Annotated in this window: 26 protein-coding genes and 1 pseudogene; 18 read left to right on the forward strand and 9 right to left on the reverse strand. The window is 67.4% G+C overall.

Going from position 1 to position 24,831, the window contains the following annotated elements:
- The first annotated feature begins 41 nt into the window (after window positions 1-41).
- The 11 genes from CFB82_RS23000 (at window position 42) to CFB82_RS23050 (ending at window position 12,124) form a co-directional block, all read left to right on the forward strand.
- On the forward strand, window positions 42-713 hold the full coding sequence (locus CFB82_RS23000; protein ID WP_089485405.1) for a hypothetical protein: 672 nt from the start codon (window positions 42-44) through the stop codon (window positions 711-713).
- A gap of 161 nt (window positions 714-874) precedes the next feature.
- A complete protein-coding gene (locus CFB82_RS23005; protein WP_089485406.1) occupies window positions 875-1,072 on the forward strand; it encodes a hypothetical protein in 198 nt (65 codons plus the stop codon).
- Window positions 1,073-1,308: 236 nt separating this feature from the next.
- Window positions 1,309-2,811, forward strand: a complete 1,503-nt coding sequence (locus tag CFB82_RS23010; RefSeq protein ID WP_089485407.1) for an aldehyde dehydrogenase family protein — start codon at window positions 1,309-1,311, stop codon at window positions 2,809-2,811.
- Between the two features lie 72 nt (window positions 2,812-2,883).
- The gene (locus CFB82_RS23015) at window positions 2,884-4,224 is read left to right on the forward strand and encodes an aspartate aminotransferase family protein (protein WP_089485408.1); all 1,341 of its coding nucleotides are present in this window, start codon (window positions 2,884-2,886) and stop codon (window positions 4,222-4,224) included.
- A 236-nt stretch (window positions 4,225-4,460) separates the two neighbouring features.
- Window positions 4,461-5,963 (forward strand): APC family permease, encoded by a 1,503-nt coding sequence (locus CFB82_RS23020; protein ID WP_089485409.1) that lies wholly within the window; start codon window positions 4,461-4,463, stop codon window positions 5,961-5,963.
- Window positions 5,960-6,547, forward strand: a complete 588-nt coding sequence (locus CFB82_RS23025) for a DUF3156 family protein (RefSeq protein WP_089485410.1) — start codon at window positions 5,960-5,962, stop codon at window positions 6,545-6,547. The genes CFB82_RS23020 and CFB82_RS23025 overlap by 4 nt, the downstream gene beginning before the upstream one ends.
- 61 nt (window positions 6,548-6,608) lie before the next feature.
- Window positions 6,609-7,547 (forward strand): helix-turn-helix domain-containing protein, encoded by a 939-nt coding sequence (locus CFB82_RS23030; protein WP_089485411.1) that lies wholly within the window; start codon window positions 6,609-6,611, stop codon window positions 7,545-7,547.
- Window positions 7,548-7,714: 167 nt separating this feature from the next.
- Window positions 7,715-8,923 (forward strand): porin, encoded by a 1,209-nt coding sequence (locus CFB82_RS23035; protein WP_089485412.1) that lies wholly within the window; start codon window positions 7,715-7,717, stop codon window positions 8,921-8,923.
- Window positions 8,924-9,124: 201 nt separating this feature from the next.
- Complete coding sequence (locus CFB82_RS23040) at window positions 9,125-10,363, forward strand: ABC transporter substrate-binding protein (RefSeq protein ID WP_039343900.1); 1,239 nt, start codon at window positions 9,125-9,127, stop codon at window positions 10,361-10,363.
- Between the two features lie 34 nt (window positions 10,364-10,397).
- Window positions 10,398-11,267 carry a carbohydrate ABC transporter permease gene (locus CFB82_RS23045; protein ID WP_043179796.1) on the forward strand — a complete coding sequence of 290 codons (870 nt, stop codon included), beginning with the start codon at window positions 10,398-10,400 and terminating at the stop codon, window positions 11,265-11,267.
- Entirely contained in the window at window positions 11,237-12,124 is an 888-nt protein-coding gene (locus CFB82_RS23050) for a carbohydrate ABC transporter permease (RefSeq protein WP_373558845.1), read from the forward strand. Before CFB82_RS23045 ends, CFB82_RS23050 begins: the two co-directional genes overlap by 31 nt.
- 32 nt (window positions 12,125-12,156) lie before the next feature.
- Here CFB82_RS23050 and CFB82_RS23055 read toward each other — a convergent pair whose 3' ends face one another.
- Window positions 12,157-13,179, reverse strand: a complete 1,023-nt coding sequence (locus tag CFB82_RS23055) for a LacI family DNA-binding transcriptional regulator (RefSeq protein ID WP_089485414.1) — start codon at window positions 13,177-13,179, stop codon at window positions 12,157-12,159.
- Between the two features lie 6 nt (window positions 13,180-13,185).
- Between CFB82_RS23055 and CFB82_RS23060 the strand changes: the two genes are divergently transcribed.
- Window positions 13,186-14,106, forward strand: coding sequence for a phosphatidylinositol-specific phospholipase C (locus CFB82_RS23060; protein ID WP_179255441.1), 921 nt, complete (start codon window positions 13,186-13,188; stop codon window positions 14,104-14,106).
- Here CFB82_RS23060 and CFB82_RS23065 read toward each other — a convergent pair.
- The gene (locus CFB82_RS23065) at window positions 14,103-15,059 is read right to left on the reverse strand and encodes an alpha/beta hydrolase family protein (RefSeq protein WP_089485416.1); all 957 of its coding nucleotides are present in this window, start codon (window positions 15,057-15,059) and stop codon (window positions 14,103-14,105) included. The genes CFB82_RS23060 and CFB82_RS23065 overlap by 4 nt on opposite strands.
- 54 nt (window positions 15,060-15,113) lie before the next feature.
- Window positions 15,114-15,725 (reverse strand): LysE family translocator, encoded by a 612-nt coding sequence (locus CFB82_RS23070; protein ID WP_089485417.1) that lies wholly within the window; start codon window positions 15,723-15,725, stop codon window positions 15,114-15,116.
- 88 nt (window positions 15,726-15,813) lie between these two features.
- Here CFB82_RS23070 and CFB82_RS23075 point away from each other — a divergent pair, with 88 nt between their 5' ends.
- The gene (locus tag CFB82_RS23075; protein WP_089485418.1) at window positions 15,814-16,341 is read left to right on the forward strand and encodes a GNAT family N-acetyltransferase; all 528 of its coding nucleotides are present in this window, start codon (window positions 15,814-15,816) and stop codon (window positions 16,339-16,341) included.
- An 18-nt stretch (window positions 16,342-16,359) separates the two neighbouring features.
- On the opposite strand, the gene CFB82_RS23080 is transcribed toward CFB82_RS23075, so the two are convergent.
- From CFB82_RS23080 to CFB82_RS23095, 4 genes are all read right to left on the reverse strand, one after another.
- Window positions 16,360-17,421 carry an alkene reductase gene (locus CFB82_RS23080; RefSeq protein ID WP_089485419.1) on the reverse strand — a complete coding sequence of 354 codons (1,062 nt, stop codon included), beginning with the start codon at window positions 17,419-17,421 and terminating at the stop codon, window positions 16,360-16,362.
- 82 nt (window positions 17,422-17,503) lie between these two features.
- Window positions 17,504-17,812 carry an ArsR/SmtB family transcription factor gene (locus CFB82_RS23085; protein ID WP_011354559.1) on the reverse strand — a complete coding sequence of 103 codons (309 nt, stop codon included), beginning with the start codon at window positions 17,810-17,812 and terminating at the stop codon, window positions 17,504-17,506.
- Between the two features lie 187 nt (window positions 17,813-17,999).
- Complete coding sequence (locus tag CFB82_RS23090) at window positions 18,000-18,323, reverse strand: YdhR family protein (RefSeq protein ID WP_089485420.1); 324 nt, start codon at window positions 18,321-18,323, stop codon at window positions 18,000-18,002.
- Window positions 18,320-19,099, reverse strand: a complete 780-nt coding sequence (locus CFB82_RS23095; RefSeq protein ID WP_256990447.1) for a carboxymuconolactone decarboxylase family protein — start codon at window positions 19,097-19,099, stop codon at window positions 18,320-18,322. The genes CFB82_RS23090 and CFB82_RS23095 overlap by 4 nt, the downstream gene beginning before the upstream one ends.
- Between CFB82_RS23095 and CFB82_RS23100 the strand changes: the two genes are divergently transcribed.
- From CFB82_RS23100 to CFB82_RS43350, 3 genes are all read left to right on the forward strand, one after another.
- The gene (locus CFB82_RS23100; RefSeq protein WP_256990448.1) at window positions 19,098-19,409 is read left to right on the forward strand and encodes a winged helix-turn-helix transcriptional regulator; all 312 of its coding nucleotides are present in this window, start codon (window positions 19,098-19,100) and stop codon (window positions 19,407-19,409) included. The genes CFB82_RS23095 and CFB82_RS23100 overlap by 2 nt on opposite strands.
- An 83-nt stretch (window positions 19,410-19,492) precedes the next feature.
- Window positions 19,493-20,173, forward strand: a complete 681-nt coding sequence (locus tag CFB82_RS23105; protein ID WP_089485459.1) for an HAD family hydrolase — start codon at window positions 19,493-19,495, stop codon at window positions 20,171-20,173.
- A 26-nt stretch (window positions 20,174-20,199) separates the two neighbouring features.
- The gene (locus CFB82_RS43350; protein WP_179255442.1) at window positions 20,200-20,340 is read left to right on the forward strand and encodes a hypothetical protein; all 141 of its coding nucleotides are present in this window, start codon (window positions 20,200-20,202) and stop codon (window positions 20,338-20,340) included.
- 93 nt (window positions 20,341-20,433) lie between these two features.
- On the opposite strand, the gene CFB82_RS23110 is transcribed toward CFB82_RS43350, so the two are convergent.
- Window positions 20,434-20,733 (reverse strand): hypothetical protein, encoded by a 300-nt coding sequence (locus CFB82_RS23110; RefSeq protein WP_256979337.1) that lies wholly within the window; start codon window positions 20,731-20,733, stop codon window positions 20,434-20,436.
- 384 nt (window positions 20,734-21,117) lie between these two features.
- Between CFB82_RS23110 and CFB82_RS23115 the strand changes: the two genes are divergently transcribed.
- Window positions 21,118-22,278 (forward strand): alpha/beta fold hydrolase, encoded by a 1,161-nt coding sequence (locus tag CFB82_RS23115; protein WP_089485423.1) that lies wholly within the window; start codon window positions 21,118-21,120, stop codon window positions 22,276-22,278.
- A gap of 128 nt (window positions 22,279-22,406) precedes the next feature.
- A pseudogene (locus tag CFB82_RS23120) lies at window positions 22,407-23,372 on the forward strand (D-2-hydroxyacid dehydrogenase family protein); the annotation flags it as partial.
- Window positions 23,373-23,649: 277 nt separating this feature from the next.
- Here the strand turns inward: CFB82_RS23120 and CFB82_RS23125 are convergent.
- A complete protein-coding gene (locus tag CFB82_RS23125; RefSeq protein WP_089485425.1) occupies window positions 23,650-24,789 on the reverse strand; it encodes a patatin-like phospholipase family protein in 1,140 nt (379 codons plus the stop codon).
- Window positions 24,790-24,831 lie beyond the last annotated feature (42 nt).

Consider the following 24,831-nt stretch of genomic DNA (forward strand, 5'->3'; position numbering starts at 1 on the left):
TAATTGCGGTCCGGACTTCGAACCTTCGCGATCGTCGATTCATGAAAACCAAAGCGCTGCTGGCCGTGCTGCTCGTCTTGCTGGGTGTTTCCACGGCCTCGACCGCCTTCGCGCAAGAAAGCGAGCCCGATCCTTGCCTCGTGCTGCAACCGACCCAGATTGCCCCGGACGACGTCGGCGAGGCCGGAGACTATCCCGGTGGCGGATGGCTCGGGCTGATTCCGGAAGGGCACCGCTGGACGCTCGCACCGGCACGCGTCCGGTTCGAACCGTCGCAGCCGAGCGGCGACATCGTCGACATCAAATCCGACCCGAGCAAAGCCGTGGCGCTGTTCCGCTGCAAGTTGCTCAGGCAGGGCAAGGTCGACGCGGCGAACCTGGCGTTCCCGAAAAACGGAAGGGCGATCGAGCCCGGTGCCAACCCGCTGCGCTTCGATTTCCACGGCCGCCGGTACGCACTGCGTCACACGGCATCCGGTGCAGTGATTGCCGAAGGTGATGGCAAGCGGTCGGTCCTGCATGATTTTGGCGGCGGCTCGCCGCCGTTCAGCGCATCGCTGATCTGGGCGGGCGACCTCGATCGCGACGGCCGACCGGACTTCCTGATGGAATTCGAAAGCGACCTCGGCGCCAGCTTCTGCCTGTTCACATCGGGGAGTGCGAAGGAAAACGGACTGGTCGGGAGCGCCGGCTGCATGTACGTCAGCGGCTGATCGGCATGGCGCGGCCGCCGCATACCCGTCGCAAGCCTGACGGGTCGAATCGTGCCGAACCCGTTGGCGGGTTGCGTCTACAGTTGCCCTGCTCGCTGGCTTCTGAGGTCGTGCAGTACCATGCGCGATCGTCATTTCAATAACAACCAGGGGCCGGGAATATGGATGTCGCGATCATTGCCGTTTCGATTGTGGTCATTGCCTTGAGCATTGCGCTGCCGATTTTTATCATCAGAACCGTGAGAAGCGGGACGTACGACTCGCTGTACTTCCTGATTCCGCTGGCACTCGGCATTTACTGGCTGGATTTCCAGGCGTACGACTTCCTTGCGTCGATGGGGCACGGCTTCAGAAACTAGCGTTGCAGTGACCGGGCATGGGGCCGGTCGAGCGCACCAGCCCGTCTGCCCGTGTGATACCGCGCCGGTTTCCGGCCTCGACGCGCGACCCGTCACCGCAGGGCCCGAACCCGCCCCCTCAGCGCCCATGCGCTGCCAATTTGCGCTCACCGGGCGCGAACCCTCGTCGATACAGTGGAACGACGCCCGCGTGCCCGTGCGCATGCGGTCCAGCCACGACAATCCTCGAGACGCCCATGAGCACCACGAATTTCGTCGCCGTCAGCGACACCGTGCGCACCTTCGTTGCGCGCGACTTCGGCCTCTTCATCGACGGTGAAATGCAACCCGCGCACGCGGCCGCGCGGCTCGACGTGTACGACCCCGCGAGGGGCGAGCGGCTTGCGACGGTCGCGGACGCCGACGCCCACGACGTCGACCGCGCGGTCGCCAGCGCGAAGCATGCATTCGACACCCGCGTGTGGAGCGGGCTGCGTCCGGCCGACCGCGAACGCATCCTGCTGAAACTCGCCGACCTGATCGAAGCCGACGCCGAAACGCTCGCGCAGCTCGAAACGCTGAACCAGGGCAAGTCGATCCACGTGTCGCGCGCGATCGAGGTCGGCGCGAGCGTCGAATACGTGCGCTACATGGCCGGCTGGGCGACCAAGATCACCGGCCAGACGCTCGACGTGTCGATCCCGTTCCCGCCCGGCGCGCGCTATACGGCCTATACGCGCAAGGAACCGGTCGGCGTGGTCGCCGCGATCGTGCCGTGGAATTTCCCGTTGATGATCGCGGTGTGGAAGCTGATTCCCGCGCTCGCGGCCGGCTGCACGATCGTGCTGAAGCCGTCGCCGGAAACGCCGCTCACCGCGCTGCGCCTGGCCGAGCTCGCACGCGAGGCCGGCGTGCCGCCCGGCGTGTTCAACGTCGTCACCGGCGGCCGCGTGTGCGGCGCCGCGCTCGCGGGCCACCCGTCGATCGCGAAGATCTCGTTCACGGGCTCGACCGCGACCGGCAAGCTGGTCGGCGCGGCGGCCGTGCAGAACATGACTCGCTTCTCGCTGGAGCTCGGCGGCAAGAACCCGATCGTGATGCTCGACGACGTCGACGTCGCGCAGGCGCTCGACGGCGTCGCCGCCGGCGCGTTCTTCAACCAGGGGCAGGTGTGCGCGGCCGCATCGCGCATCTATGTGCATCGCAGCAAGTTCGCGCAGCTGGCAGACGGCCTCGCGGGCGTCGCGCAGTCGATGAAGCTCGGCGCGGGCCTCGACACGACCGCGCAGATCAACCCGCTGGTCTCCGCGCACCACCGCGACAAGGTCGTTCAGCACATCGAAGGCGCGCGCCGCGCGGGCCTCACGTTCCTCGCGGGCGGCACGCCGGCCGACGACCTGCCCGGCTACTACGTGAAGCCGGCCGTGATCGCCGATCCGCATCCGGACAGCGCGATCGTGCGCGACGAAGTGTTCGGCCCGGTGATCGTCGTCGTGCCGTTCGACGACGCGGCCGACGCGGTGCGTCTCGCGAACGCGTCGCCGTACGGCCTCGCCGCGAGCCTCTGGAGCAACGACCTGAAGCGCGTGATGAATCTCGTGCCGCAAATCGAGGCCGGCACCGTGTGGGTGAATTGCCATATCCCGCTCGACCCGTCGATGCCGTTCGGCGGCTACAAGCAATCGGGCATCGGCCGCGAATTCGGCCAGTACGCGATCGAAGGCTTCACCGAAACCAAATCCGTCTGCATCGCGCACTGACGCGCGGCGCCAACGACGAAAACCTCGAACCTCGGCGATCGAGGGTCAACCGATCCGACAGTGGAGACTGCAATGAGCTACAACGAAGCGAAATTCTGGCATCCGATGCTGCACCCGAACGAAATGAAGCAGCGCAAGCCGATCCGCATCGTGCGCGGCGACGGCTGCCATGTGTTCGATGAAGAGGGCCGCAAGCTCGTCGACGGCGTCGCGGGCCTGTGGAACGTGAACGTCGGCCACAACCGCCAGGAAGTGAAGGACGCGATCGTGCGCCAGCTCGACGAGCTCGAATACTTCCAGCTGTTCGACGGCATTTCGCATCCGCGCGCGGAGGAGCTGTCGAAGAAGGTGATCGACATGCTCGAACCGGAGGGGATGCGCCGCGTGCTGTACAGCTCGGGCGGTTCCGATTCGATCGAGACCGCGCTGAAGATCGCGCGCCAGTACTGGAAGGTGCGCGGCCAGGCCGACCGCACGAAGTTCATCTCGCTGAAGCAGGGCTATCACGGCACGCATTTCGGCGGTGCGTCGGTGAACGGCAACACGGTGTTCCGCCGCAACTACGAGCCGAACCTGCCCGGCTGCTTCCACGTCGAGACGCCGTGGCTGTACCGCAACCCGTTCACGCAGGATCCCGAAGAACTCGGCCGGATCTGCGCGGAAATGCTCGAGCGCGAGATCCAGTTCCAGAGTCCCGACACGGTGGCCGCGTTCATCGCGGAGCCGATCCAGGGCGCGGGCGGCGTGATCGTGCCGCCGGCCAACTACTGGCCGCTGGTGCGCGAGGTGTGCGACCGCTACGGCGTCCTGCTGATCGCCGACGAAGTCGTGACGGGCTTCGGCCGCAGCGGCAGCATGTTCGGCAGCCGCGGCTGGGGCGTGCGCCCGGACATCATGTGTCTCGCGAAGGGCATCTCGTCGGGCTACGTGCCGCTCGGCGCGACGGTCGTGAACGCGCGGATCGAGGACGCGTTCGCCGCGAATGCCGATTTCGGCGGCGCGATCATGCACGGCTACACGTATGCGGGCCATCCGGTCGCCTGCGCGGCCGCGATCGCGAGCCTCGACATCGTCGTGAAGGAAGACCTGCCGGCGAACGCGGCGAAGCAGGGCGCGTATCTGCTCGAAGCGCTGAAGCCGTTCGCGGAACGCTTCGCGGCGGTCGGCGAGGTGCGCGGCAAGGGGCTGATGCTCGCGCTCGACCTCGTCGCGAACAAGGACACGCGCGAGCCGATCGACCCGCTCTCAGGCTATGCGAACGCGGTCGCGGAAGTCGCGCGCGAGAACGGCGTGCTGGTGCGTCCGGTCGGCACGAAGATCATCCTGTCGCCGCCGCTCGTGATCCAGCGCGAGCAGCTCGACCGGATCGTCGACGCGCTCGCGGCGGGCTTCGAGGCCGTGCCGTTCGCGTGATGGCGTGACCCCGTGACGGCAAACCGGCGGCGGGCAGTGTGGCCGCTGCCGGTTTGCCAATATGCGCTATGACCGGATTATTTTGCCTGCGTATTTTTTCGACATCGGATCAAGGTGTGATCGACAAGGGGCCCGGGTATCGAAGCGCTGAAGCGCCGCCCGGGCCGACCGCATAGCCATGGAACCCCGGCCGCCGACGAAGCGGCGGCCGGGGTCGACACAGGAAGGAGACAGGGATGTCGGGATGGTCTGGAGTTACCGGCGCAGCGGGCGACACGCCCGCCGGCACGCCGGCTGAAGCGGGTGGCGGCACGGCGCTGAAGGCGGGTGCGGTCGGCTTTCCGACCGCGCTGGCGAGCGCCGTCGGCCTCATCATGGCAAGCCCGGTGATTCTCACCGCGACGTCGGGCTTCGGGATGGGCGGCTGGGCGTTCGCGGTCGCGATGATCATCGCGTTCGTGATGATGCAGGCGCAGGCGACCACCTTCTCCGAAGCCGCCGCGATGCTGCCGACGGCCGGCTCGGTTTACGATTACCTGTCGTGCGGGCTCGGCCGCTTCTGGGCGATCACCGGCACGATCTCCGCGTATTTCCTCGTGCACGTGTTCGCCGGCACGGCCGAGACGATCCTGAGCGGCATCATGGCGCTCGTCAATTTCGAATCGCTGAATGCCGCGTTCGAGAAGCACAACAGTTCGTGGCTCGTCGGCGTCGGCCTCGTCGTCACGTTCGCGATCACCAACATCATCGGCATCAAGGTGTTCAGCAAGCTCGAAATCGTGCTGACGGCCGGCATGTGGCTGTCGCTGATGATTTTCGGGATCCTCGGGCTCGCGGCCGCGCCGGCCGTGCATCTCGACGGCTGGTTCGGCGGCTCGGAAGTCGGCACGTCGGTGCCGGCCGTGCTGTCGCTGGTCGGGATGGCGATGTTCATGTTCGTCGGCTGCGAGTTCGTCACGCCGCTCGCACCGGAAATGAAGTCGCCGGGCAAGACGATTCCGCGCGCGATGGCGCTGGGCCTCGTCGGCGTCGCGATCTGCATGTTCCTGTACGGCGCGGCGATCCGCCGCCAGGTCGCGAACGTGCCGGTGAGCCCCGACGGCCTCACGCACCTGCTCGACACGCCGGGCGCGATTCCCGCGTTCGCGCTGCAGGTGCTCGGGCCGTTCGGCCGCATCTGGTTCGGCATCGCGTTCCTGTGCGCGGGCGCCGCGACGATCAACACGCTGATGGCCGGGCTGCCGCGCATCCTGTACGGGATGGCGATCGACGGCGCGCTGCCGCGCTGCTTCGCGTACCTGCATCCGCGCTTCAAGACGCCGGTGGTCGGTATCGTCGCCGCGGCGATCGTGCCGATCTTCCATGCGTGGCTGATCAACGGCAATCTCGACAGCATCCTGCACCTCGTGCTCGCCGCGACCTGCGCGTGGGGCACCGCGTACCTGCTCGTCACCGCGTCGGTCGTGATGCTGCGGATTCGCCGCCCGGACCTGCCGCGCCCGTACCGTTCGCCGCTGTTCCCGTTGCCGCAGATCGTATCGAGCGTCGGCATCATCCTGGCGATCTGGTACATCACGCCGCCGGGCATGAACGCGCGCGACATCTACGTGCCGTTCGGCGCGATGCTCGGGCTCACCGCGCTGTACGCGCTGTTCTGGACGCTCGTCGTGCAGCGCCGGCATCCGTTCAAGCCGGTGCCGGTCGAGGACGTGCTGCGCAACGAGCACGTCGCATCGTGAAGGTCGCGCTCGCCCGCTGGCGCGCGGCGCCCGATGCGCCGCCGCCCGGCCATCGGCCCGGCGCGATCGCCGCGCGCGTGCTGGCCGACCTGCGCGCCGAGCGCGATGCCGATGGCGCCGACAGCCTGACGGCCCGGCTGCCGAACGGCGTGCGCGTGAGCGTGGACGAGCGTGTCGACCGCCAGTTCCTGATGCATACGGTCAGCGTGAAGGTGGCGGTAACCGCAACCGGCCCGGCCGTGCAGGGCCGCGCGCGTGTGCGCCAGACCGGCTGGCTGCGCTGCACGGGCATCGATGCGGCGGCCGTGCCGGGATGCGACCCCGGTTTCGTCGATGCGGTGGCCGCGCTGGTCGCCGAGCCGTCGCTGTCCGATGCGCTGCGGCCGCTGCACCTGACCGACTGCACGATCGACGCGCGCGACGGCCGCTGGACGCTCGCGATCGTGCCGTTCGGCGGCAGCGAGGTCGTGAACCGGATGCCGTCGTTCCGCCGCTACGTCCGCCTGACGGGCGCGCAGGCCGCCGCGCTGTCGGCGGCCTGTCTTGCGTTCGAAACCGCACTACGCAGGATTTTGCACGGGTAAGCTGTGGCGTTGCGCCCCGGGGAGCCGGTGGCCGCGTTTAGGGGTTTTACCGGAGATGCCGATGCTGTTCCAGTCACGCTCACACGAAGACGTGCACGATCACGGGCTCGCGATCGCGGGCTGGCATCAGGTCTACCGCCAGATGACGCCGGGCCGCTTCAAGGGCACCGTCACGCAGGTGCTGTACGACGATTTCCACTTCTTCCGCGAAACGACCAACCGGCGGGTCGCGCAAACCGGGCTCGCGCCGGCCGGGCGCACGTCGCTCGCGGTGCCGCTGTCCGTGCCGCTCGCGGGCACGTTCCAGGGCCAGCCCGTCGACGGCTATGCGCTGCTCGCGCTGCGCGCCGGCGAGGATTTCGAATTCCACACGCCGGAAGGGATGGGGCTCGTCGGGATCAGCGCGGCGTCCGACATGGTCGACGAGTTGTGCGAAGCCGAATTCGGCACATCCGGCGCGCGCAAGCTGCGCCATGTGACGCGGCTGTCCGACGAGCAGGGCGTCGCGCTCGGCGTGCGGCTGTCGTCGCTGATCGACGATGCGCAGCGCAACCCGGGCCACCTCGAATACGCGGCCACCCGCAAGATGTTCCGCGACGCGATGCTCGGCATGTTCCTCGATGCGCTCGAGCAGGGCATCGGCGTCGAGCGCCGCGACATCACGCACGCCACCTACAGCGACATCGTGAGCCGTTGCGAGAAGCATCTGCGCGACCGGCCCGAAGAACCCGTCACCGTGCTCGAACTGTGCCGTGCGCTGCGCTGCAGCCGCCGCACGCTGCAAACGAGTTTTCAACGCGTGGCCGACGTCACACCGGTCGGCTATCTGCGCACGATCCGGCTGAATGCGGTGCGCCGCATGCTGCGCACGACGTCCGTGCAGCAGCTCGGCGTCGGCGAGGCCGCCGCGAGCTGGGGGTTCACCCACCTCGGCTATTTCGCGCGCGAGTATCGCGACCTGTTCGGCGAGCTGCCGTCCCAGACGACGCGCCCCGAATGACGCACGCTCACCGCGACGGCGCCGCCGGGCATCGTCGCGGGCAACGCGTGCGACTGTTTGCCGATTTGCGATAGAGGTCCTGAATTTTCGCTGGATAGAGTCCTGTCACCCATATCGATAACTCCATCGATCTGCACTGCGAATCGATGACAACAGAGGGGCGGGACATGAAGATCGGACGACGACTGGCCGCGGCCGCGGCTACGCTGGGTTGCGTGCACGCACAGGCGCAGACCTCGGGCAGCGTGACGCTGTACGGCACCGTGGATACCGGCATCATCTATTCGACGAACCAGCAGTTCACGCGCGCCGACGGCAGCACGGGCGGCGGCCACGCGTGGCAGATGGGCGGCGGCAACCTCGTGCCGTCGCGGTTCGGCTTCCAGGGCGCCGAGCCGCTCGGCGGCGGGCTCAATGCGGTGTTCACGCTCGAGCAGCAGTTCCTGTCCGCGAACGGGCAGGCGCTGCAGGGCGGCACGGCTTTCAGCCGGCAGGCGTGGGTCGGGCTGCGCCAGGACGGGATCGGCACGCTCGGCCTCGGCCGCCAGTACGACTCGTACACCGACATGCTCGGTGCGTACGTGTCGAGCAACAACTGGGCGACGCCGTACGGCTCGCACCTCGGCGACGTCGACAACCTGAACGCCGCGTTCAACTTCAACAACGCGGTGAAGTTCACCAGCGCCGATTTCAACGGCCTCACGTTCGGCGGCACGTTCAGCTTCGGCGGGCAGGCCGGCGATTTCTCCGCGAAGCGCGGCTATGCGGTGGCGGCGACGTACACGCGCGCGCCGGTCGCGTTCTCGGTCGGCTACCTCGACCTGCACCAGCCGCTCGACGCGGCGCTCGGCGGCGCGAACGGCTATATCGGCGATTTCGCGTGCAGCAACCCGGGCGCGATGTACTGCCTGCTGCAGGACGCCGGCTCGATGCGTGCGTTCGGCGCGGGCGGGTCGGTCACGTTCGGCGACGCGACGATCGCGCTCACCTATACGCATACGCGCCTCGGCGACAGCCGCTATTTCTCGACCACCGCGCAGCCGCGCACGCAGGCATTCACGTTCGATATCGGCGAGGTGAACGCCACGTACATGTTCACGCCCGCGCTGCAGGGCGGTGTCGCCTACATCTTCAACGCCGCGCATACCGACGGGCGCGGCACGACGCGGTTCCACCAGGTGAACGTCGGCACGAACTACAGCCTGTCGAAGCGCACGGCGCTGTATGCGGTCGCGATCGGCCAGATCGCGAGCGGGAAGGGGCTCGGCACCGACGCGGACGGCAACGCGGTGAACTACGCGCAGATCCCGGTGCTCGCGAACAGCAACTCGAGCCGGCAACTGGCGGTGATGGCCGGGATTCGCGTGAACTTCTGATCCGGCCGGGGAGGTCTGGCCGGGAAGGTCCGGCGGGCGGAGCGGCCGGGTGTGGCGTCCGCCTCTCCCGCCGCGTGCCATAAATTCTTAACGATCGGCGTGAACAATGGCGTTCGCTACAGGCGGCCGGAAGCATCTCCCGCGTTGCACACGTGTGCAACGCCCGGCCGTCCCGCCACCACGCCGAACGAGAGAGACCTCATGACCTTGCTGAGCCGCCTGCGCGCGCTGTCCGCCGCCCTTGCGCTGTCCTTCGCCGCCACGCACGCCGTTGCCGCGGATCTCGTCATCGCAGGCCGCGACGATATCTACGGCAAGGGGCTGGCCGACGCCGTCGCCGGCTTCAACAAGCTGCACCCGGGCACCGAGATCGAGCTGCTCAAGCTGCCGAACGCGAACCTGTACCAGAAGCTCAAGCTGTCGATGCGCGAAGGCACCGGCGCATACGACCTCGTGATGATGGACGACACGTGGGCGCCCGAATTCATCGGCAACGGCTGGCTGAAGCCGCTGCCCGCGTCGCTCGCGGACGCCGATCTCGTGCCGTCCGCCGTCGCGCTCGGCCGCAACGCGGCCGGTGCGCTGTACGCGCTGCCGATCGTCGGCAACGTCGAGATGTTCGCGTACCGCAAGGACCTGCTCGCGAAGTACAAGCTGCAGCCGCCGCGCAACTGGGACGACGTGCTGAAGATCGCGCAAACCGTCGGCGGCGCGGACAAGAGCGTGTCGGGCGTCGTGTTCCGCGGCACGAAGGGCAACCCGGTCGTGACGGGCTTCCTGCCGATCCTGTGGGCCTACGGCGGCGACGTGTTCGACCGTGCCGGCAACGTGACGATCGATTCGCGCGAAGCGCAGGCCGCGCTGAAGACCTTCCTCGCGCTGAAGGCGTCCGCGCCGAAGGACGTCGACGTGTACGGCGCGGCGGAAGTGCGCGATGCGCTGCAGCGCGGCACCGCCGCCCAGTCGATCGAGGTGTGGCCGGCGTGGGTGCCGGCGCTCGACGATCCGAAGCAGTCGCGCGTGGTCGGCCAGATCGCGCTGCAGCCGCCGCCCGGGCAGACCGCGGGCCCGGCGCCGATGCTCGGCATCTGGCAGATGGGCATCCCGAAGGACGCGCCGCACGCGAAGCTCGCGCAGGATTTCCTCGCGTACCTGACCGCGCGCGACACGCAGACGCGCCTCGCCGGCATCGGCATTCCGCCGACCCGCCGCAGCGTGTTCAACGATCCGGCGCTGGTGCGCCAGTACCGCTGGTATCCGGATCAGCTGAAGGCGCTCGAAGCCGGCCGTGCGCGGCCGCGCGTGAACGACTGGCAGCAGGTCGAGAGCATTCTCGGCGACCAGCTGCAACTCGCGCTGACCGGGCAGGCCGCGCCTGATGCCGCGCTGCGCCAGGCGCAGCAGAAGATCGCGCAGGCGACGGCCGCGGCCGGCAAGTGACGGCTCGCCTCGAACGCTCGCCGGGACACAGCGCATGAAAGCCTTCGGCCGCAGCCTGCCGTTCGTCGCGCTGCTCGGGCCCGCGCTGCTGGTGCTCGCCGCGCTCGCGCTGTATCCGGTCGCGCAGGTGCTGATCGATTCGTTCTGCCAGGTCGACTACTCGGCCGGCCGCCGCGCATTCGCCGGGCTCGCGAACTATCGCGCGGTGCTCGGCGACGACGCGTTCACGGCCGGCTTCGGCAACACGCTGCGCTTCACGATCGTCGCGTCGCTCGCCGAAGTCGCGCTGGGCTTCGGCCTTGCGCTGCTGTTCGTGCGCGCGTTTCCGGGGCGGCGCATCGCGCTGCCGCTCGCGATCCTGCCGATGATGCTGTCCACGCTCGTGTGTTCGGCGATCTGGCGCAACTGGCTCAACTTCGACGGCTTCCTGAACGCGCTGCTCGCGGCGTTCGGCATCGAAGGCGTGCGCTGGCTGTCCGATCCGCATCTCGCGCTGTGGTCGCTCGCGCTCGTCGACGTGTGGCAGTGGACGCCGATGGCATTCCTGATCGTGCTCGCCGGGCTGCAGTCGATCCCGCAGGAACTGTACGAAGCCGCGCGCACCGACGGCGCGAGCGAGTGGCAGTGCCTGCGCGACATCACGCTGCCGCTCGCGGCGCCGCAGATCGGCCTCGCGCTGCTGCTGCGCTCGATCGACACGTTCAAGCTGTTCGACAAGGTCTATGCGCTGACGGGCGGCGGCCCCGGCAACGCGACGCAGACGCTGTCGACCTATATCTACGACACGGGCTTCCGCTTCTTCAACGTCGGGCCGGCGAGTGCCGCGTCGGTGCTGATGCTGGCGGCGTCCGCGCTGCTGGTCTCGGGGTACGTATGGCAGACGGTTCGCAAGCGGCGCGCATGACGGCGCAACCCGCCCGCATCATGGGCGCACGAACGGGCGTCGCATTCGGTCGCGCGATGCCGTGGGCACTGCGCATCGCCGCGCTCGCGCTGTTGCTGCTGCCGTGCCTGTGGATGGCCGGCGCGGCGTTCATGCCGACGCTCGAACGCCTCGATCATCCGTTGCGGATCTGGCCGGCCGCGCCGACCGGCGAGCATTTCGCGTCGGTCTGGTCCAACGGCATCGGCGCGCCGCTGTTCAATTCGCTGCTGGTCGGTTTCGGCACGACGCTGCTCGCGCTGGCGCTCGCGTTTCCGGCCGCGTACGCGCTCGTGCGGCTGCGGTTTCCGGCGCGGCTCGACCTGCTGTTCCTGGTGCTCGTGCTCGCGTTGAAGCTGATGCCACCGATCACGATCGCGGTGCCGCTGTTCGCGCTCGCGAAGCGGCTGCACCTGCTCGATTCGACGCTCGGCCTGATGCTCGCGTACCAGATCTACGCGTTGCCGATGGCGATCTGGATGCTGCTCGCGTTCGTGCGCGACGTGCCGATCGAATACGAGGAAGCCGCCTGCATCGACGGCGCGGGGCTCGCACGACGACTCGTGCAGATCGTGTTGCCGCTGTGCGCGCCGGGGCTGATCGCGACCGCGATCTTCGTGTTCATCGCCGCGTGGAACGAATTCCTGATCGCGCTGCTGTTCGTGTCGACGCCGAGCCGCTTTACGCTGCCGCTCGCCATTGCCGGCTACGTGACGGAGAACGGCATCGATTGGGGCGACCTGATGAGCGCGGGGCTGATGGCGTCGCTGCCCACGCTGGCCGTGGCCGGCTATGTGCAGCGCTATCTGTTGCGCGGGTTCGCGGGCGGGTTGAAGTGACGCGCGGCGTCGCCGCGCCCGATCTCACCTCGTTATGCGCAGCTGGCCCGCACCACCTGCGTGACCGGCACGATGCGCGTGCGCGACGGCCCGTCGAACGTCTGCATCCGGTCGGCGAGCAGGTCGACCGCCGCCTGCGCGAGGCCGCGCGTGTCCTGCCGCAGCGTCGTGAGCCGGTACGCATCGTATTCGGCGGCCGGGATGTCGTCGAAGCCGATCACGCGCACGTCGTCCGGCACGCGCAACCCGAATTCGCTGCGCGCGACATCGATCACACCGAGCGCGAGCAGGTCCGACGAGCAGAACACGCCGTCGGGCCGCTTGCCGTTCGCGAACAGTTGCCGCGCGGCTTCGACGCCGCTTGCATGCGTGTCGGACGGCGTGTCGAGCACGTGCGAGAGCGTCGCGTCGAATGCGTCGCCGCGCCCGATCGCATGCTCGAATGCGGCAGCACGCGACTGCGCGCTGTAGCTCGCGCCGTGCGGCCCGACGAACGCGAGCCGGCGCACGCCGGCCCGCACGAGCCGCTGCGCTGCGTGGACGGCGCCCGCCGCGTTGTCGCTGACGACGATGTCCGCGCCCGGCAGGTTCGCCTCGCGATTGATCATCACGACCGGGATCCGGTGTTCGAGATACTGCTGCGCGACCGACAGCGGCGGCGACGCGGACGTCATCACGAGGCCCGCGATCCGGTAGCTGAGCAACTGCTCGAGCGATTGCCGGACCTGGCGCGGATCTTCCGCATTGGTCACGAGCGGCGTGAGCGCGCGCTGCCCGAGCGCGGCCATCAGGTCCGACAGCAGCCGTGCGCGAAACGGATTCTCGAACCCGGCCGTCACGACGCCGATCATGCTGCTGCGCTGCGTGATCATGTCGCGCGCGATCAGGTTGACCTGGTAGCCGAGCGCGCGCGCGGCGACCATCACGCGCTCTCGCGTCTGCGGGGCGATGCTCGCCGTCGGCGAGAATGCACGCGACACCGCGGAGCGCGACACGCCTGCGCGCGCCGCGACATCCGACGCCGTGACCCACGGTTTTCTTTCCTTGTCATTCATCGATTCATGATCCCTTTGAGCCACGATACGTGCATGCCGCTCGCCGACTGGATGTCGGCGCTCGACGATGCGCGGCTGCTGCATACGCTGACCCTACCGGGCAGCCATGACACCTGTGCGTATACCGTCGACGATCGGCTGGTGCGCACCCAGCGTGCGCCGCTCGATGCCCAGCTCGCGCATGGCGTGCGGCTGCTCGACGTCCGCTGCCGGCACGTGCGCGATGCATTCGACATCCATCACGGCGGCATCGCGCTCGGCATGACGTTCGACGACGTGCTGCAAACCTGTGCGCGTTTTCTCGAAGCGCATCCGCGCGAATGCATCGTGATGTCGGTGAAGGACGAATGGCCGGCGCACGCGTGCACGCGCAGTTTCGATGCGACGTTCGACGTGCATCGCGCGCGGCATCCGCGGCTGCGCTGGCATGCCGGCGGCACGCTGCCCGCGCTCGGCGACGTGCGCGGCGCGATCGTGCTGCTGCGCCGCTTTCGCAGCAGCCGGCCGCTCGGCATCGACCTGACCGCGTGGCCCGACAATGCGACGTTCACGATCGATCACCCCGATGGCGCATTCGTGATCCAGGACGAATATCGCGTGCCGGTCGCCGCGTCGATCGGCTGGAAGTGGCGTGCGATCGACGCACTGCTGACGGACCTGCCGTCGCCGGACAGCGGCCGCTGGGCGATCAACTTCTGCAGCGGGACGGGAATGGGCGCGAATCCGTCGGTGGTCGCACACGGTGACGGCAGGGTGCGGGGCATTCATGCGCGGCTGACTGAACGACTGCATGAGCAGCCCGGCCCGTATGGCGTGATGCTGCTCGACTTCTGCGATGACGACGACTGGGCGCTGGTGCGCGCGCTGATCGCGTGCAACGACCATGTGCCGGCGCCGGGGGTGTGGCGCAAGACGTTTCGCTGTTAGCGGAGATTCGCGCTGAAGAACGCGAGCGCCTTTGCATCGAGCGTTTCGTGGAAGGCCGCGCGATCGAAACCGTTTGCATCGGTACAGACTTCGGGCGAGACCTGCGCCAGTTGGTCGGAGCACGGCGCAAGAAACGCAAAATGCGCGGAATTCGGTACGACGTGGAATTCCGGCCGTTTCGGTAGCATGTCGGCCAGCGCGGGGACCGTTTCCGGCTCCACGCCGTCGCCGCCGGCTTCGGATCCCCAGAGCTGGATCGGCGCGTGCACGTCTTTCAGCGTATCGGCGCTCGGGAATTCGTTCATCGGGTCGGCGATCACGTAGGCCTTGATCCGCGGATCGTGCGTCAGCGGCTGGCGCGGCAGGTCGTGGTCGCGGATCTGCTTGCAGATCAGCCAGGTCGGGTCCGGGCAGGCCACGTGCGCGTGGACGAAATCCGGATTGGCGCCGGCCAGCACGAGGCCCGTGTAGCCGCCGCGCGAAAAACCGAAGAAGCCGATCCGGGCAGCGTCGATATGCCTGGCGTCGGGCCCGTCGGCCAGCATGTAGTCGACCAGGCGCTTGATGTCCTCCGGTCGCTCGACCAGTTCCCGCAGGTCGGCCGCGCGGCTCATGTCGGTATGCGTGTCGCCGGGATGGTTGATCGCCGCGACGACGTAGCCCGCATCCGCGAGCGTTTCGGCGAGGTCGTGATGCCCGAAGTACGTGCCGGCGTGGCCGTGCGAAATCACGACGAGCGGCAGCTTGTCGCCGACGGTCGGGCAGTTGCGTTGCCCTTTCAGAACGAACGGGCCGATCGTGAGCGGCTGCGCGGGGGTTGCGCACGGCGTCCAGATGACGGCGCGCAGCTCGGGGCCGGCTGCGTCGGCCGGGATGGAGACGAACTTGACGCCAGCTGCGTGCGCGACCGTGGCGGACAGGCAGAGCAGGACAACCGAGAGCCAGGTCTTCATGTCGATTCCCGGGGCAGTGGAGGGGGCGCGGCGTGGCGTGCGACGGAGTGCCGCTCAGCGCGTCGCGATCGCTACTGCCGCACCGGCCATCGCGGTCGCGCTCGTGCGGTTGGCGAACCGCTTCGCGCGCGCCGACGTCAGGAACGCCCGTGCGCGTGACGCAAGCAGCGACCAGAAGCAGTCGGCGAGGATCAGGACCGCGAGCATCGTGCCGACGAGTTCGGCCCACGCGGTCACGCCGACGTGCGTGAGATCGACGATCGTCGGCAGCAGCGCGAGATAGAACACCATGATCTTCGGGTTGCCGAGCGTGACGAGCATGCCCGCGACGAACATCCGCCACGGCGACTGGCCGCGCGGCAGGTCATCGGCGCCCGGCTCGGTCGGCGCGGTCCACATCTTCCACGCGAGGAACAGCAGGTACGCGACGCCGAGCAGTTTCAGCACGATCAGCCCGGCCGCGAACGTGCGCGCGAACGCGGACAGCCCCGCGACCGCGAGCGTGAGCCACAGCGCTTCGCCGAGCCACATGGCCGCGAGGAACGGCAGCACGTCCCGCACGCCGTTCGTCAGCACGCGCGCGACCAGCGCGGCGACGCTCGGCCCGGGTGTGCCGGCGGTGACGAGCAGGGTGGCAGCGAAGACGGCGAGCGCGGACAACGTCATGACGAACCTCGTGGGTGGGGGCGTTCGAAACGTATGAGGTTTCGATTATAGTGACGGCCGTTCCAGACTGCCTGCCTGAATTGCCGTGATGACTGCATCGATCCTGATCCGTCCCGCCACGCGGGAAGACGCGGCCGCGATGGCCGCCGTCGAAGTCGCCGCCGCGCAGCGGTTCCGCGCAATCGGCATGACCCACATCGCCGAAGCCGAGCCGACCGAAGCGGCTGCCGTGCTTGTGCGCATCGACGACGGTCGCGCGTATGTCGCGGTCGATCCGCAGGGCACGTGCGTCGGATTTGCGTTCTACCGGCTGCTCGATGCGCAGCGGCTTTATCTCGAGGAACTGGATGTCGCGCCGTCGCATGCCGGACACCGGATCGGCGCGCGCCTGATCGAACAGGTGATGGCGCGGGCGGCGCAGGAAGGGATCGCGGAGGTCGTGCTGTCGACGTTTCGCGATGCGCCGTGGAATGCGCCGTACTACGCGCGCCTGGGTTTCAGCATCGTCGACGACGCCGCGCTCGACGACACGCTGCGTGCGATCCGTGCGCACCACGTCGCGCTCGGGCTCGACGAAACGCAGCGCGTGTTCATGCGGGCGGACGTGCGCCGCTGAACACGCGCTGCCGGGCCGTCAGGCCGCGTCGCTCAGCGCCGGGTAATCGGTATAACCCGTTTCGCCTTCCGCATAGAACGTTTCCGGCACCGGCTTGTTGAGCGGGGCACCGAGTTCGAGGCGGCGCGGCAGGTCGGGGTTCGCGATGAACAGCTTGCCCCATGCGATCGCGTCGGCGTTGCCGCTTGCGAGCGCGGCCTGTGCGGTGTCGAGCGTGAACTGCTCGTTCGCGATCAGCGGGCCGCCGAACGCTTCCTTCAGGCGCGGGCTCAAGTGGTCGCCCGAATACGACTCACGCGTGAAGATGAACGCGATCTTGCGACGGCCGAGTTCGCGCGCGACATAGCCGAACGTTGCCGCCGGATCGGAATCGCCCATCGTGTGCGCGTCGCCGCGCGGGGCGAGGTGCACGCCGACGCGGCCGGCGCCCCACACGTCGATTGCCGCGTCGACCACTTCGAGCAGCAGGCGTGCGCGGTTCTCGATCGGGCCGCCGTACGCGTCGGTGCGGTGGTTGGTGCTGTCCTGCAGGAACTGGTCGAGCAGGTAGCCGTTCGCGCCGTGGATCTCGACACCGTCGAAGCCGGCCGCTTTCGCGTTCTCCGCACCCTTGCGGTACGCGGCGACGATGCCCGGGATTTCGTCGAGCTCGAGTGCGCGCGGCGTTACGTACGGGCGCTGCGGACGCACGAGGCTCACGTGGCCGCCCGCGGCGATCGCGCTCGGCGCGACCGGCAGGTCGCCGTTCAGGAACACCGGGTCGGAGATCCGGCCGACGTGCCACAGTTGCAGCACGATGCGCCCACCGGCCGCATGCACGGCCTGCGTCACCTGTTTCCAGCCCGCGACCTGCTCATCGGACCAGATGCCGGGGGTATCCGCGTAGCCGACGCCCTGCGGCGTGACCGACGTTGCCTCGGTAATGATCAGGCCGGCCGTTGCGCGCTCGGCGTAGTAGCGGGCCATCAGCGCGTTCGGCACGCGCGTCGAACCGGCACGGGAGCGGGTAAGCGGCGCCATCACGATGCGGTTCGGCAGGATCAGGTCGCCGAGGGTGACGGGATCGAACAGGGTGGGCATGGCAAATAACCTCTTCACGAAAGGCGGGAAACCGTCGCGTCATGGGCGACAGCGCTCCGCATGGCCGGTTCGGCCGTGTTGACTAGAGTTCGCGGCGCAGGGCGTCGTGAAATGCGTCGATGACGGCCTCGTTGCGCTGAAAGAACGCCCACTGGCCGATCCGTGTCGACGTCACGAGCCCCGCGCGCTGGAGCGTCGCGAGGTGCGCGGAGACGGTCGACTGCGACAGCCCGCAGCGCGCGTCGATCTGGCCCGCGCAGACGCCGTGTTCATACGGCAGCGTCTGGTTCGGGAAATGCTCGCCCGGCGTTTTCAGCCAGTTGAGGATTTCACGGCGCACGGGGTTCGAGAGCGCTTTCAGGATCGCGTCGATGTCGAGTTCGGTCGGCATGGATGGGTGGGGTGTTTCGGTCGGGCAACAAGGTATCGTCGATGGGCGAATCTTATATCGGAATTTGACGATATATTTGAAAGCATTGCTGGCAATGGGGTTGATAGGGAAACGCGATAACGGGGATGGATCGTGGCGAATCTCGGGGATGCGAGTCGGGTCGCACCGCAGCGGCGCGATCCGGCCCTCAGCCGGACAGGTCGACGAACGTGTACCGGCCCTGTGTCGCATCGACATGCGCGAGCGTATCGAGCACGCGTATCACGGGCGGGTGGCCATACACCCGCTCGACCATCGCCTTGTATTCGTCGCCGTGCCAGCGCGCCGCGGCTTCGCGCGTACGCCACACGTACACGCCGCCGCCTTCGTGTGTTGCCGCGTCGTAGAAGTACCACTTGTGCAGCAGATCCGGGTTTTGCGCCCACTTCGACGCGGTGCTTTCATAGCGCGCCTTCAGCGTGGCGACATCGACGTCAGGTTGCAGCTTGAAGAAGACGATTTCGGTAATCACGGTCGATCCTCGGTTGGCAAATCGGGGGAATGAAACGCACGTGCCGACGTACGAGGAGGAAACCGTGCCGCACGCGCTTCAAGCGGCAGGCGCAGTGCATTCGCGAGATAACTGACCGTCCGATAGAAGCCCGCGAGCATCAGCAGCTCAAGCCGTGCCTCGTCACTGAAATGCCGGCACAGCGCGTGCCACAGGTCATCGTCGATATCGCAGTGCCGATGCAGCGCATCGCACATCCGGATCAGCACCCGGTCGTCATCGTTCCAGCATGCATCGTCGGCCGAGCCGAGCGCCAACGACCGGATGTGTTCGCTGGTCAGTTTCGCCGTCCGGGCGAACACGGCGACATGCACGCCCCATTCGTATTCGCACCCGCAAAGCGCCGTGGTGCGGTCGATGACGATCTCGCGTTGCCGGATGTCGAGATGGCCTTTGTCCAGCAGGCCGGCGGCAAAGAATTTCGTGAACAGGCGCGGATCGCGCGCGAGCGTGGTGAAGAGTCGCAACGGTGGACGGCCCTGCATGATCCGGTCGATCGACGCTGCGATGTCGGGTTCGAACGGCGGTGATGCGGATGCAATACGCTGAGTCATGTGAACTCCGTCCTGAGACGATGCATGCGTGGAAGCGTAGGCGTCGTGCTTTAAAAAGTAAAGCAAAGGCGTGGTGCGATTCAAGCGATTGACTCTGCGTGGCGATTGCTTTAAAAAGTACAGCATGACCACACCCAAAATCGGACAGCGCGTTCGCGGATCGAAGACGGGACGACCCATCATGGTCGTGCTGGATCTGCTCGGGCGGCGTACTACGCTGCGCATCCTGTGGGAACTGCGCGGCAAGCCGCTCACATTCCGGGCACTGCAGGAAGCCTGCGAAACGAATGCGCGCCTGCTCAATACGCGGCTGGCCGAGCTCAAGGCGTCGGGCCTCGTCGAGCATGGCGAGGGCGGCTACTGCATGACGGCCGAAGGCCGGCGGCTCGAGGCGGCGCTGCAGCCGTTGCTGGGGTGGGCAAAACAATGGGCGAAGCGCGACCCGGACGGGTTCGACGCGGCCGATCGCGAGCAATCCGGTCAGGAACGCTGATCGATCGACACGCGAGTGCGCATCGCAACGTCATGCCGGTTCGCGCATCGCGTGCGAGCCGATTTTTTGCGGAGCGTCATTTCATGCCTGTTCGGGCCGTCATCTTCGATTTCGATCTGACACTGGCGGATTCGTCCGCCGCGATCATCGAATGCACGGAGTACGCGTTGCATCAGCTTGGCGCAGCCGGCGCGACACCTGCGCAGATCGGTGCCGTGATCGGGTTGACCCTGCCGCAGATGTTCCACGCGTTGACGGGTGAAACCGAACCGGCGCGGGCTGACGCGTTCGCTCGGCATTTCGTGGCGCGTGCCGACGAGATCATGGTGCCCGGCACGCGTATCTATCCCGAGGTGCCGTCGCTGCTTACCGGGTTGCGTGCGCAAGGACTCGCCGTCGCGATCGTGTCGTCCAAGTTTCGCTACCGGATCGAGGCGATTCTCGAACGTAACGGTTTGCAGCCGCTCGTCGACGTGCTGATCGGCGGGGAGGACGTGCAGCGTCACAAGCCCGATCCCGAAGGGCTCGTGCTGGCGCTGGCGCGACTGGGCGTATCGGCTCGTTCGGCGATCTACGTGGGCGACCACGCGGTGGATGCGCAGGCGGCCGAGCGTGCCGGCGTGGCGTTCGTCGGCGCGGTGAGTGGGATGACGTCGTTCGATGGATGGGCGCGCGCGGGCAAGCTGGCGGTGGCCGCGCATATCGGCGAACTGGACGCGATCGTGCAACGGATGCAGCGCGGTCCGTCCGAAGCGTCGGGCTGACGCGTCCCAGCCCGTCGATCGTCGGGATGTCGACGATCCTGACGATCCGCTTCCAGGTCAGCGCGATCGACCCACTGGCGGGTCCGGTGACGGATGCCGGGAATCGGTGTCCGCGAAATGGCGATTTCGCGAGCTTCATCCCCGGCATCCCAGGTTCGTCAAACTGACGAACCCATGGCGGCTGCATTTCGCTCGGGATTGACGAAATGGTATTTTCAGGAAATCCCGGATTTCGGCGTAAATGCAGATTCGATCGGATATCAGCTGATCGTGCCGATAATGACGAAACTGAAATTCCGGTCGGTATATTTGCCATTCGCGTCGCCAGTCTGAATCGTGGCGCCACTGCCGGAAAGTGCCGGGAAGATCACGTTGTCCAGCGTGCTCTGCCCGCCGCCGTATCCCCATTGCGACGCGGTAGCCGCCGGCGTCTTGATGAATGCGGTGCTGAACGAGAGCTGATACGTCCCCGTGCTTTCACGTTTCACCGTGAATCCGCCCGAGCCATCCACGACCGTGCCGTTGCCCTGCACACTGCCCCAAAGCGTAACTTGAGCCATGATCGCTTCTCCTTATCTATTGTTGAAACAATATCGATAATTGAAACGGGATGCCGATTCGGCGTCGCATTAATCATCTGGATCGGCGGTTGTATTGTATGTGATGGATTTTTAAATTGTGATCCGGGGTAAATAATTTATTCTGATTTTCATTTTAAATATGCCGAATTTGCAATTTAAAGAGAGCACTGTTGCGTAACGTTGGCATTCGGTCGTTGGCCGGGTGTCCCGACGATCGACGCGCGGTGATGCCGGGGATGGGCGGGCGGCGCGAACGCGGCGCAGAACCGGCGGGCTGACGCGCTTCCCGTAACGGCCGGGCAGCGCGCGACGGATTCTGCGACCATCGCCGTTAAAGTCATATCCGCCACTCGATCCGTTGCCATGTCACTCATTTCCGTTGCCTTTGCAAGCATCCGGCACCCACGCGTGTTGCCGGCCGCCCGAACCCTGGCGTTCGCGATTTCGCTCGCGGCAGCCATCGGCGTCCTGGGCGGCGCGCATCCGGCCGAAGCCGCCATGCCCACGCAGCGCGCACGTCTCGAGGCACCGGTGAAGGCAGTCGCCGACCAGCGCTTGACCGTCGACACGCCGCAGGGCAGCGCGATGTTGCCTGTCTACGCCGACCATCCCGTCGACGAGGCGGCACCCGACGTCACGCGTGTGTTCATCGTGATTCACGGCACGCTGCGCAACGCCGACGCTTATTACGCATCGGGGCTCAAGGTCGTCGAGAAGGCTGGTGCAGCGGGCCAGGGAACAATGGTCGTCGCGCCGCAATTCCTGACACGCGCCGATACGCGTGCGTTCTCGCTGCCCGCGCCGACGCTGGCCTGGACCCAGGAAGGATGGAAGGGCGGCGAACCGGCCCGCCAGCCAGCGCCGATCAGCTCGTTCACCGCGCTCGATGCATTGCTCGCGCATTTCGCCGACCGCAGCCGGTATCCCGCGTTGTCGACGGTCGTCGTGATCGGCCACTCCGCCGGCGCGCAGTTGCTGCAGCGCTATGCGGTGGCCGGGCACGAAGGCGATGCGCTGGAGCGGGCCGGCATCGCGGTGCGCTATGTGGTCGCGAACCCGTCGAGCTACCTGTATTTCGACGACGAACGGCCGGATGGCCAGGCGATCGCCGGCGGAACCTGCCCGCGCGCGACGGCGTGGAAATACGGGCTGAAGTCGGCGCCGCCTTATGTCGCGTCGCAGGACGTGCGCGATCTTGAAACACGCTATGTCGCGCGTCATGTCGTGTACCTGCTCGGCCAGGCCGACACGAACCCTTACACCCACTTCATCGACCGCTCGTGCGCGGCCATGGCGCAAGGCCCGTACCGGCTGGCACGCGGGCTCGCGTATTTCGACTATCTGAAGAAACGGCATCCTGACGATCTCGCGCAGCAGGTCGTCGAAGTGCCGGGCGTCGGGCATGACGGCCTCGGGATGTTCACGTCCGCTTGCGGGCTGGCCGTGCTGTTCGGGCAGGCGTTGCCGCAATCGTGTCCGGTCGTCGCCGGTACGGCGCGGGACATGCGTGCGGCAGGGCAGTGAGCGTGCGTGCGAGGTCCACGCACGGCAAAAATCGATCGATCAGAAAAATGCAGAAATCGGCAAGATAAATTCATTTCCCTGCGAAGCGCTTGCGGTTCAGGATGACGGCGTTGCCAGGAGCGCTCCCCATGAACATCACGATCCTCGATGACTATTTCGACACGCTGCGCACGCTGCCGTGCTTTCGGAAGCTGGACGGGCACGCGGTCACGATCTGGAACGATCACGTGCAGGACGTCGACGCGCTGGCCGAGCGCCTGAGCGACACGGAAGTGCTGGTGCTGATCCGCGAACGCACGCAGATCCGCGCGCCGCTCATCGCGCGGCTGCCGAAGCTGCGGCTGATCAGCCAGCGCAGCGTCTATCCGCACATCGACATCGATGCGTGTACCGCGCACGGCGTGATCGTGTCGTCGAACCCGCATGCTGGCACGCCCTCATATGCGGCCGCCGAACTCACGTGGGGCCTCGTGCTCGCCGCGATGCGCCAGATTCCGCAGCAGATGCGCGCGCTGCAGGCCGGTAACTGGCAGATCGGTGTCGGGCGGACGCTGCGCGGGCGCACGCTGGGGATATACGGCTATGGCCGGATCGGTGCGGAGGTCGCCCGGTACGGCGCGGCATTCGGGATGAACGTGCGGGTCTGGGCGCGCGAAGCGTCGCTGCGGCGTGCGCGCGACGACGGGTGGAGCACGGCACCGGACAAGCCTACCTTCTTCGAAACCTGCGATGTGCTTTCGCTGCATATGCGACTCGTGCCGGCCACGCGCGGCATCGTGACGGCCGAGGATCTGGGCCGGATGAAACCGGGGGCGCTACTGGTGAACACGAGCCGTGCGGGCCTCGTCGCACCGGGCGCGCTCGAAGCGGCGTTGCAGGCCGGCCGGCCCGGGATGGCTGCGGTGGACGTTTACGAGACGGAGCCGTTGCGCGACCCGCGGCATCCGCTGCTGCGTTTGCCGAATGTCGTATGCACGCCGCACATCGGCTATGTGACGGAGGACGAATACGAGACGCAGTTCGCGGATGTGTTCGACCAGGTCGTGTCGTATGCGGCCGGGCAGCCGATCCACGTGGTCAACCCGGACGTGCTCGAGCGCGAAACGGCGTCGATCGAGCCGCTGATCCTCGACCTGCTCGAATGGATCGGGCCGGCCGGGCGGCCCTATGACGAGGTGATCGATGCGTGGCGCACGTCGTGCCCGCGCCTGCCGGTGTGGGAGGAAGCCTGCGCGCGCGGCTACGTGGTCCGGCACCCCGCGCATGACGGCGTGGCGATGGTTGAGGTGAACGCAGCCGGCCGGGCTCGCCCTCACGCCGGCCGCGTGTGATCGTGCCGGTGCCGTCGGCGCGCGACAGGGGCGCGGCGTGTCATGCCGGATCTTCCGTGATCGGCGGCCCGCTGGCGTCGAATACCGTCAGGCCTTCCGTCGGGTCCGTCGGTGTCTCCCACGGACGCGCCGCGATGGCCCGTTGCGCGGCCTCGTAGCCGGCCTGCCGGCGGGCCTCGATGCCGGCCGGCGTGAAATCGATGTCCTTGAACTGATTGTCGTCGGCGAGTCGCGGCGCCGCGAGCTTGATCAGATGCATCGTGGTTTCGCATCCCCATGCGGCGAGCCGGCGCACGGCCGGCGACGCGCGCTCGGCTTCCGGCACGTGCCGGGCCAGCTCGCGGATCACGTGGCGCAGCCGGTGGATCTGCTGCTGGCGCGCGATGTGGCTGTCCGTGCGGCTCGCGTACTGGATGTCCTTCTGCCGCTCCGACACCTGCCAGATGCTCTGGGGCTCGGGGCCGGCCGGGTTCCACATCTGCACGGAGAAGATGACCGAGCTGCGGCGCGGATTATCGTCGAGCACGACCTCGACCGGCGTGTTCGAATACACGCCCCCATCCCAGTACGGCTCGCCGTCGATCCTGATCGCCGGGAACGCGGGCGGCAGCGCGCCGGAGCTCATGATGTGCTCGAGCGCCAGTCGCGTATCGCGTGAATCGAAATAGCGCATCGTGCCCGAGCACGCATTGACCGCGCTGACGGTCAGGCGCGGGCGGCCCGCGTTCAGCAGGTCGGGATCGATCAGCGACGCAAGTGTGTCGCGCAGCGGCGCGATCCGGTAATACGACGCGCGATCGACGCCGAGGCGGACCATCGGCCCGAGCCACGAGGCCGGATTGGGCTGGAAGAATCCCGCGATGCCGCCGCCGATGATCATCAGCTCGGCCAGCGTCCGGTTCCAGCCGGGCAGCAGCGGCGCAGTGTCGAAACGGGTCCGTTCGGTCACGCGGCGCCAGAATGCCGACAGCTTCTCGTAACGTTGCGCTGGCGGGTTCCCGGCGATCAGCGCCGCGTTGATCGCGCCGATCGATGTCCCGACCACCCAGTCGGGCCGGATACCGGCTTCGTCCATCGCCTGAAAGACGCCGAGCTGGAAGGCGCCCAGGGCGCCGCCGCCCTGGAGCACGAGCACCACTTGCCCGGGGAGATCCATGCGTGCCGGCTGGCTCGCGGTCATGGCTGGCCTCTCTGCGTGTGATAGTGGGTCGGGTCTGAACGG

The organism is Burkholderia sp. HI2714 (genome assembly GCF_002223085.1).
GTDB lineage: Bacteria > Pseudomonadota > Gammaproteobacteria > Burkholderiales > Burkholderiaceae > Burkholderia > Burkholderia lata_D.

What these genes read in the sequence shown, in the direction of transcription:
- CFB82_RS23000 (WP_089485405.1), top strand. Translation starts at nt 42, where the DNA reads ATGAAAACCAAAGCGCTGCTGGCCGTGCTGCTCGTCTTGCTGGGTGTT.
- CFB82_RS23005 (WP_089485406.1), top strand. Translation starts at nt 875, where the DNA reads ATGGATGTCGCGATCATTGCCGTTTCGATTGTGGTCATTGCCTTGAGC.
- CFB82_RS23010 (WP_089485407.1), top strand. Translation starts at nt 1,309, where the DNA reads ATGAGCACCACGAATTTCGTCGCCGTCAGCGACACCGTGCGCACCTTC.
- CFB82_RS23015 (WP_089485408.1), top strand. Translation starts at nt 2,884, where the DNA reads ATGAGCTACAACGAAGCGAAATTCTGGCATCCGATGCTGCACCCGAAC.
- CFB82_RS23020 (WP_089485409.1), top strand. Translation starts at nt 4,461, where the DNA reads ATGTCGGGATGGTCTGGAGTTACCGGCGCAGCGGGCGACACGCCCGCC.
- CFB82_RS23030 (WP_089485411.1), top strand. Translation starts at nt 6,609, where the DNA reads ATGCTGTTCCAGTCACGCTCACACGAAGACGTGCACGATCACGGGCTC.
- CFB82_RS23035 (WP_089485412.1), top strand. Translation starts at nt 7,715, where the DNA reads ATGAAGATCGGACGACGACTGGCCGCGGCCGCGGCTACGCTGGGTTGC.
- CFB82_RS23040 (WP_039343900.1), top strand. Translation starts at nt 9,125, where the DNA reads ATGACCTTGCTGAGCCGCCTGCGCGCGCTGTCCGCCGCCCTTGCGCTG.
- CFB82_RS23045 (WP_043179796.1), top strand. Translation starts at nt 10,398, where the DNA reads ATGAAAGCCTTCGGCCGCAGCCTGCCGTTCGTCGCGCTGCTCGGGCCC.
- CFB82_RS23050 (WP_373558845.1), top strand. Translation starts at nt 11,237, where the DNA reads ATGGCAGACGGTTCGCAAGCGGCGCGCATGACGGCGCAACCCGCCCGC.
- CFB82_RS23055 (WP_089485414.1), bottom strand. Translation starts at nt 13,179, where the DNA reads ATGAATGACAAGGAAAGAAAACCGTGGGTCACGGCGTCGGATGTCGCG.
- CFB82_RS23060 (WP_179255441.1), top strand. Translation starts at nt 13,186, where the DNA reads ATGATCCCTTTGAGCCACGATACGTGCATGCCGCTCGCCGACTGGATG.
- CFB82_RS23065 (WP_089485416.1), bottom strand. Translation starts at nt 15,059, where the DNA reads ATGAAGACCTGGCTCTCGGTTGTCCTGCTCTGCCTGTCCGCCACGGTC.
- CFB82_RS23070 (WP_089485417.1), bottom strand. Translation starts at nt 15,725, where the DNA reads ATGACGTTGTCCGCGCTCGCCGTCTTCGCTGCCACCCTGCTCGTCACC.
- CFB82_RS23075 (WP_089485418.1), top strand. Translation starts at nt 15,814, where the DNA reads ATGACTGCATCGATCCTGATCCGTCCCGCCACGCGGGAAGACGCGGCC.
- CFB82_RS23080 (WP_089485419.1), bottom strand. Translation starts at nt 17,421, where the DNA reads ATGCCCACCCTGTTCGATCCCGTCACCCTCGGCGACCTGATCCTGCCG.
- CFB82_RS23085 (WP_011354559.1), bottom strand. Translation starts at nt 17,812, where the DNA reads ATGCCGACCGAACTCGACATCGACGCGATCCTGAAAGCGCTCTCGAAC.
- CFB82_RS23100 (WP_256990448.1), top strand. Translation starts at nt 19,098, where the DNA reads ATGGTCGTGCTGGATCTGCTCGGGCGGCGTACTACGCTGCGCATCCTG.
- CFB82_RS23095 (WP_256990447.1), bottom strand. Translation starts at nt 19,099, where the DNA reads ATGATGGGTCGTCCCGTCTTCGATCCGCGAACGCGCTGTCCGATTTTG.
- CFB82_RS23105 (WP_089485459.1), top strand. Translation starts at nt 19,493, where the DNA reads ATGCCTGTTCGGGCCGTCATCTTCGATTTCGATCTGACACTGGCGGAT.
- CFB82_RS43350 (WP_179255442.1), top strand. Translation starts at nt 20,200, where the DNA reads ATGTCGACGATCCTGACGATCCGCTTCCAGGTCAGCGCGATCGACCCA.
- CFB82_RS23110 (WP_256979337.1), bottom strand. Translation starts at nt 20,733, where the DNA reads ATGGCTCAAGTTACGCTTTGGGGCAGTGTGCAGGGCAACGGCACGGTC.
- CFB82_RS23115 (WP_089485423.1), top strand. Translation starts at nt 21,118, where the DNA reads ATGTCACTCATTTCCGTTGCCTTTGCAAGCATCCGGCACCCACGCGTG.
- CFB82_RS23125 (WP_089485425.1), bottom strand. Translation starts at nt 24,789, where the DNA reads ATGACCGCGAGCCAGCCGGCACGCATGGATCTCCCCGGGCAAGTGGTG.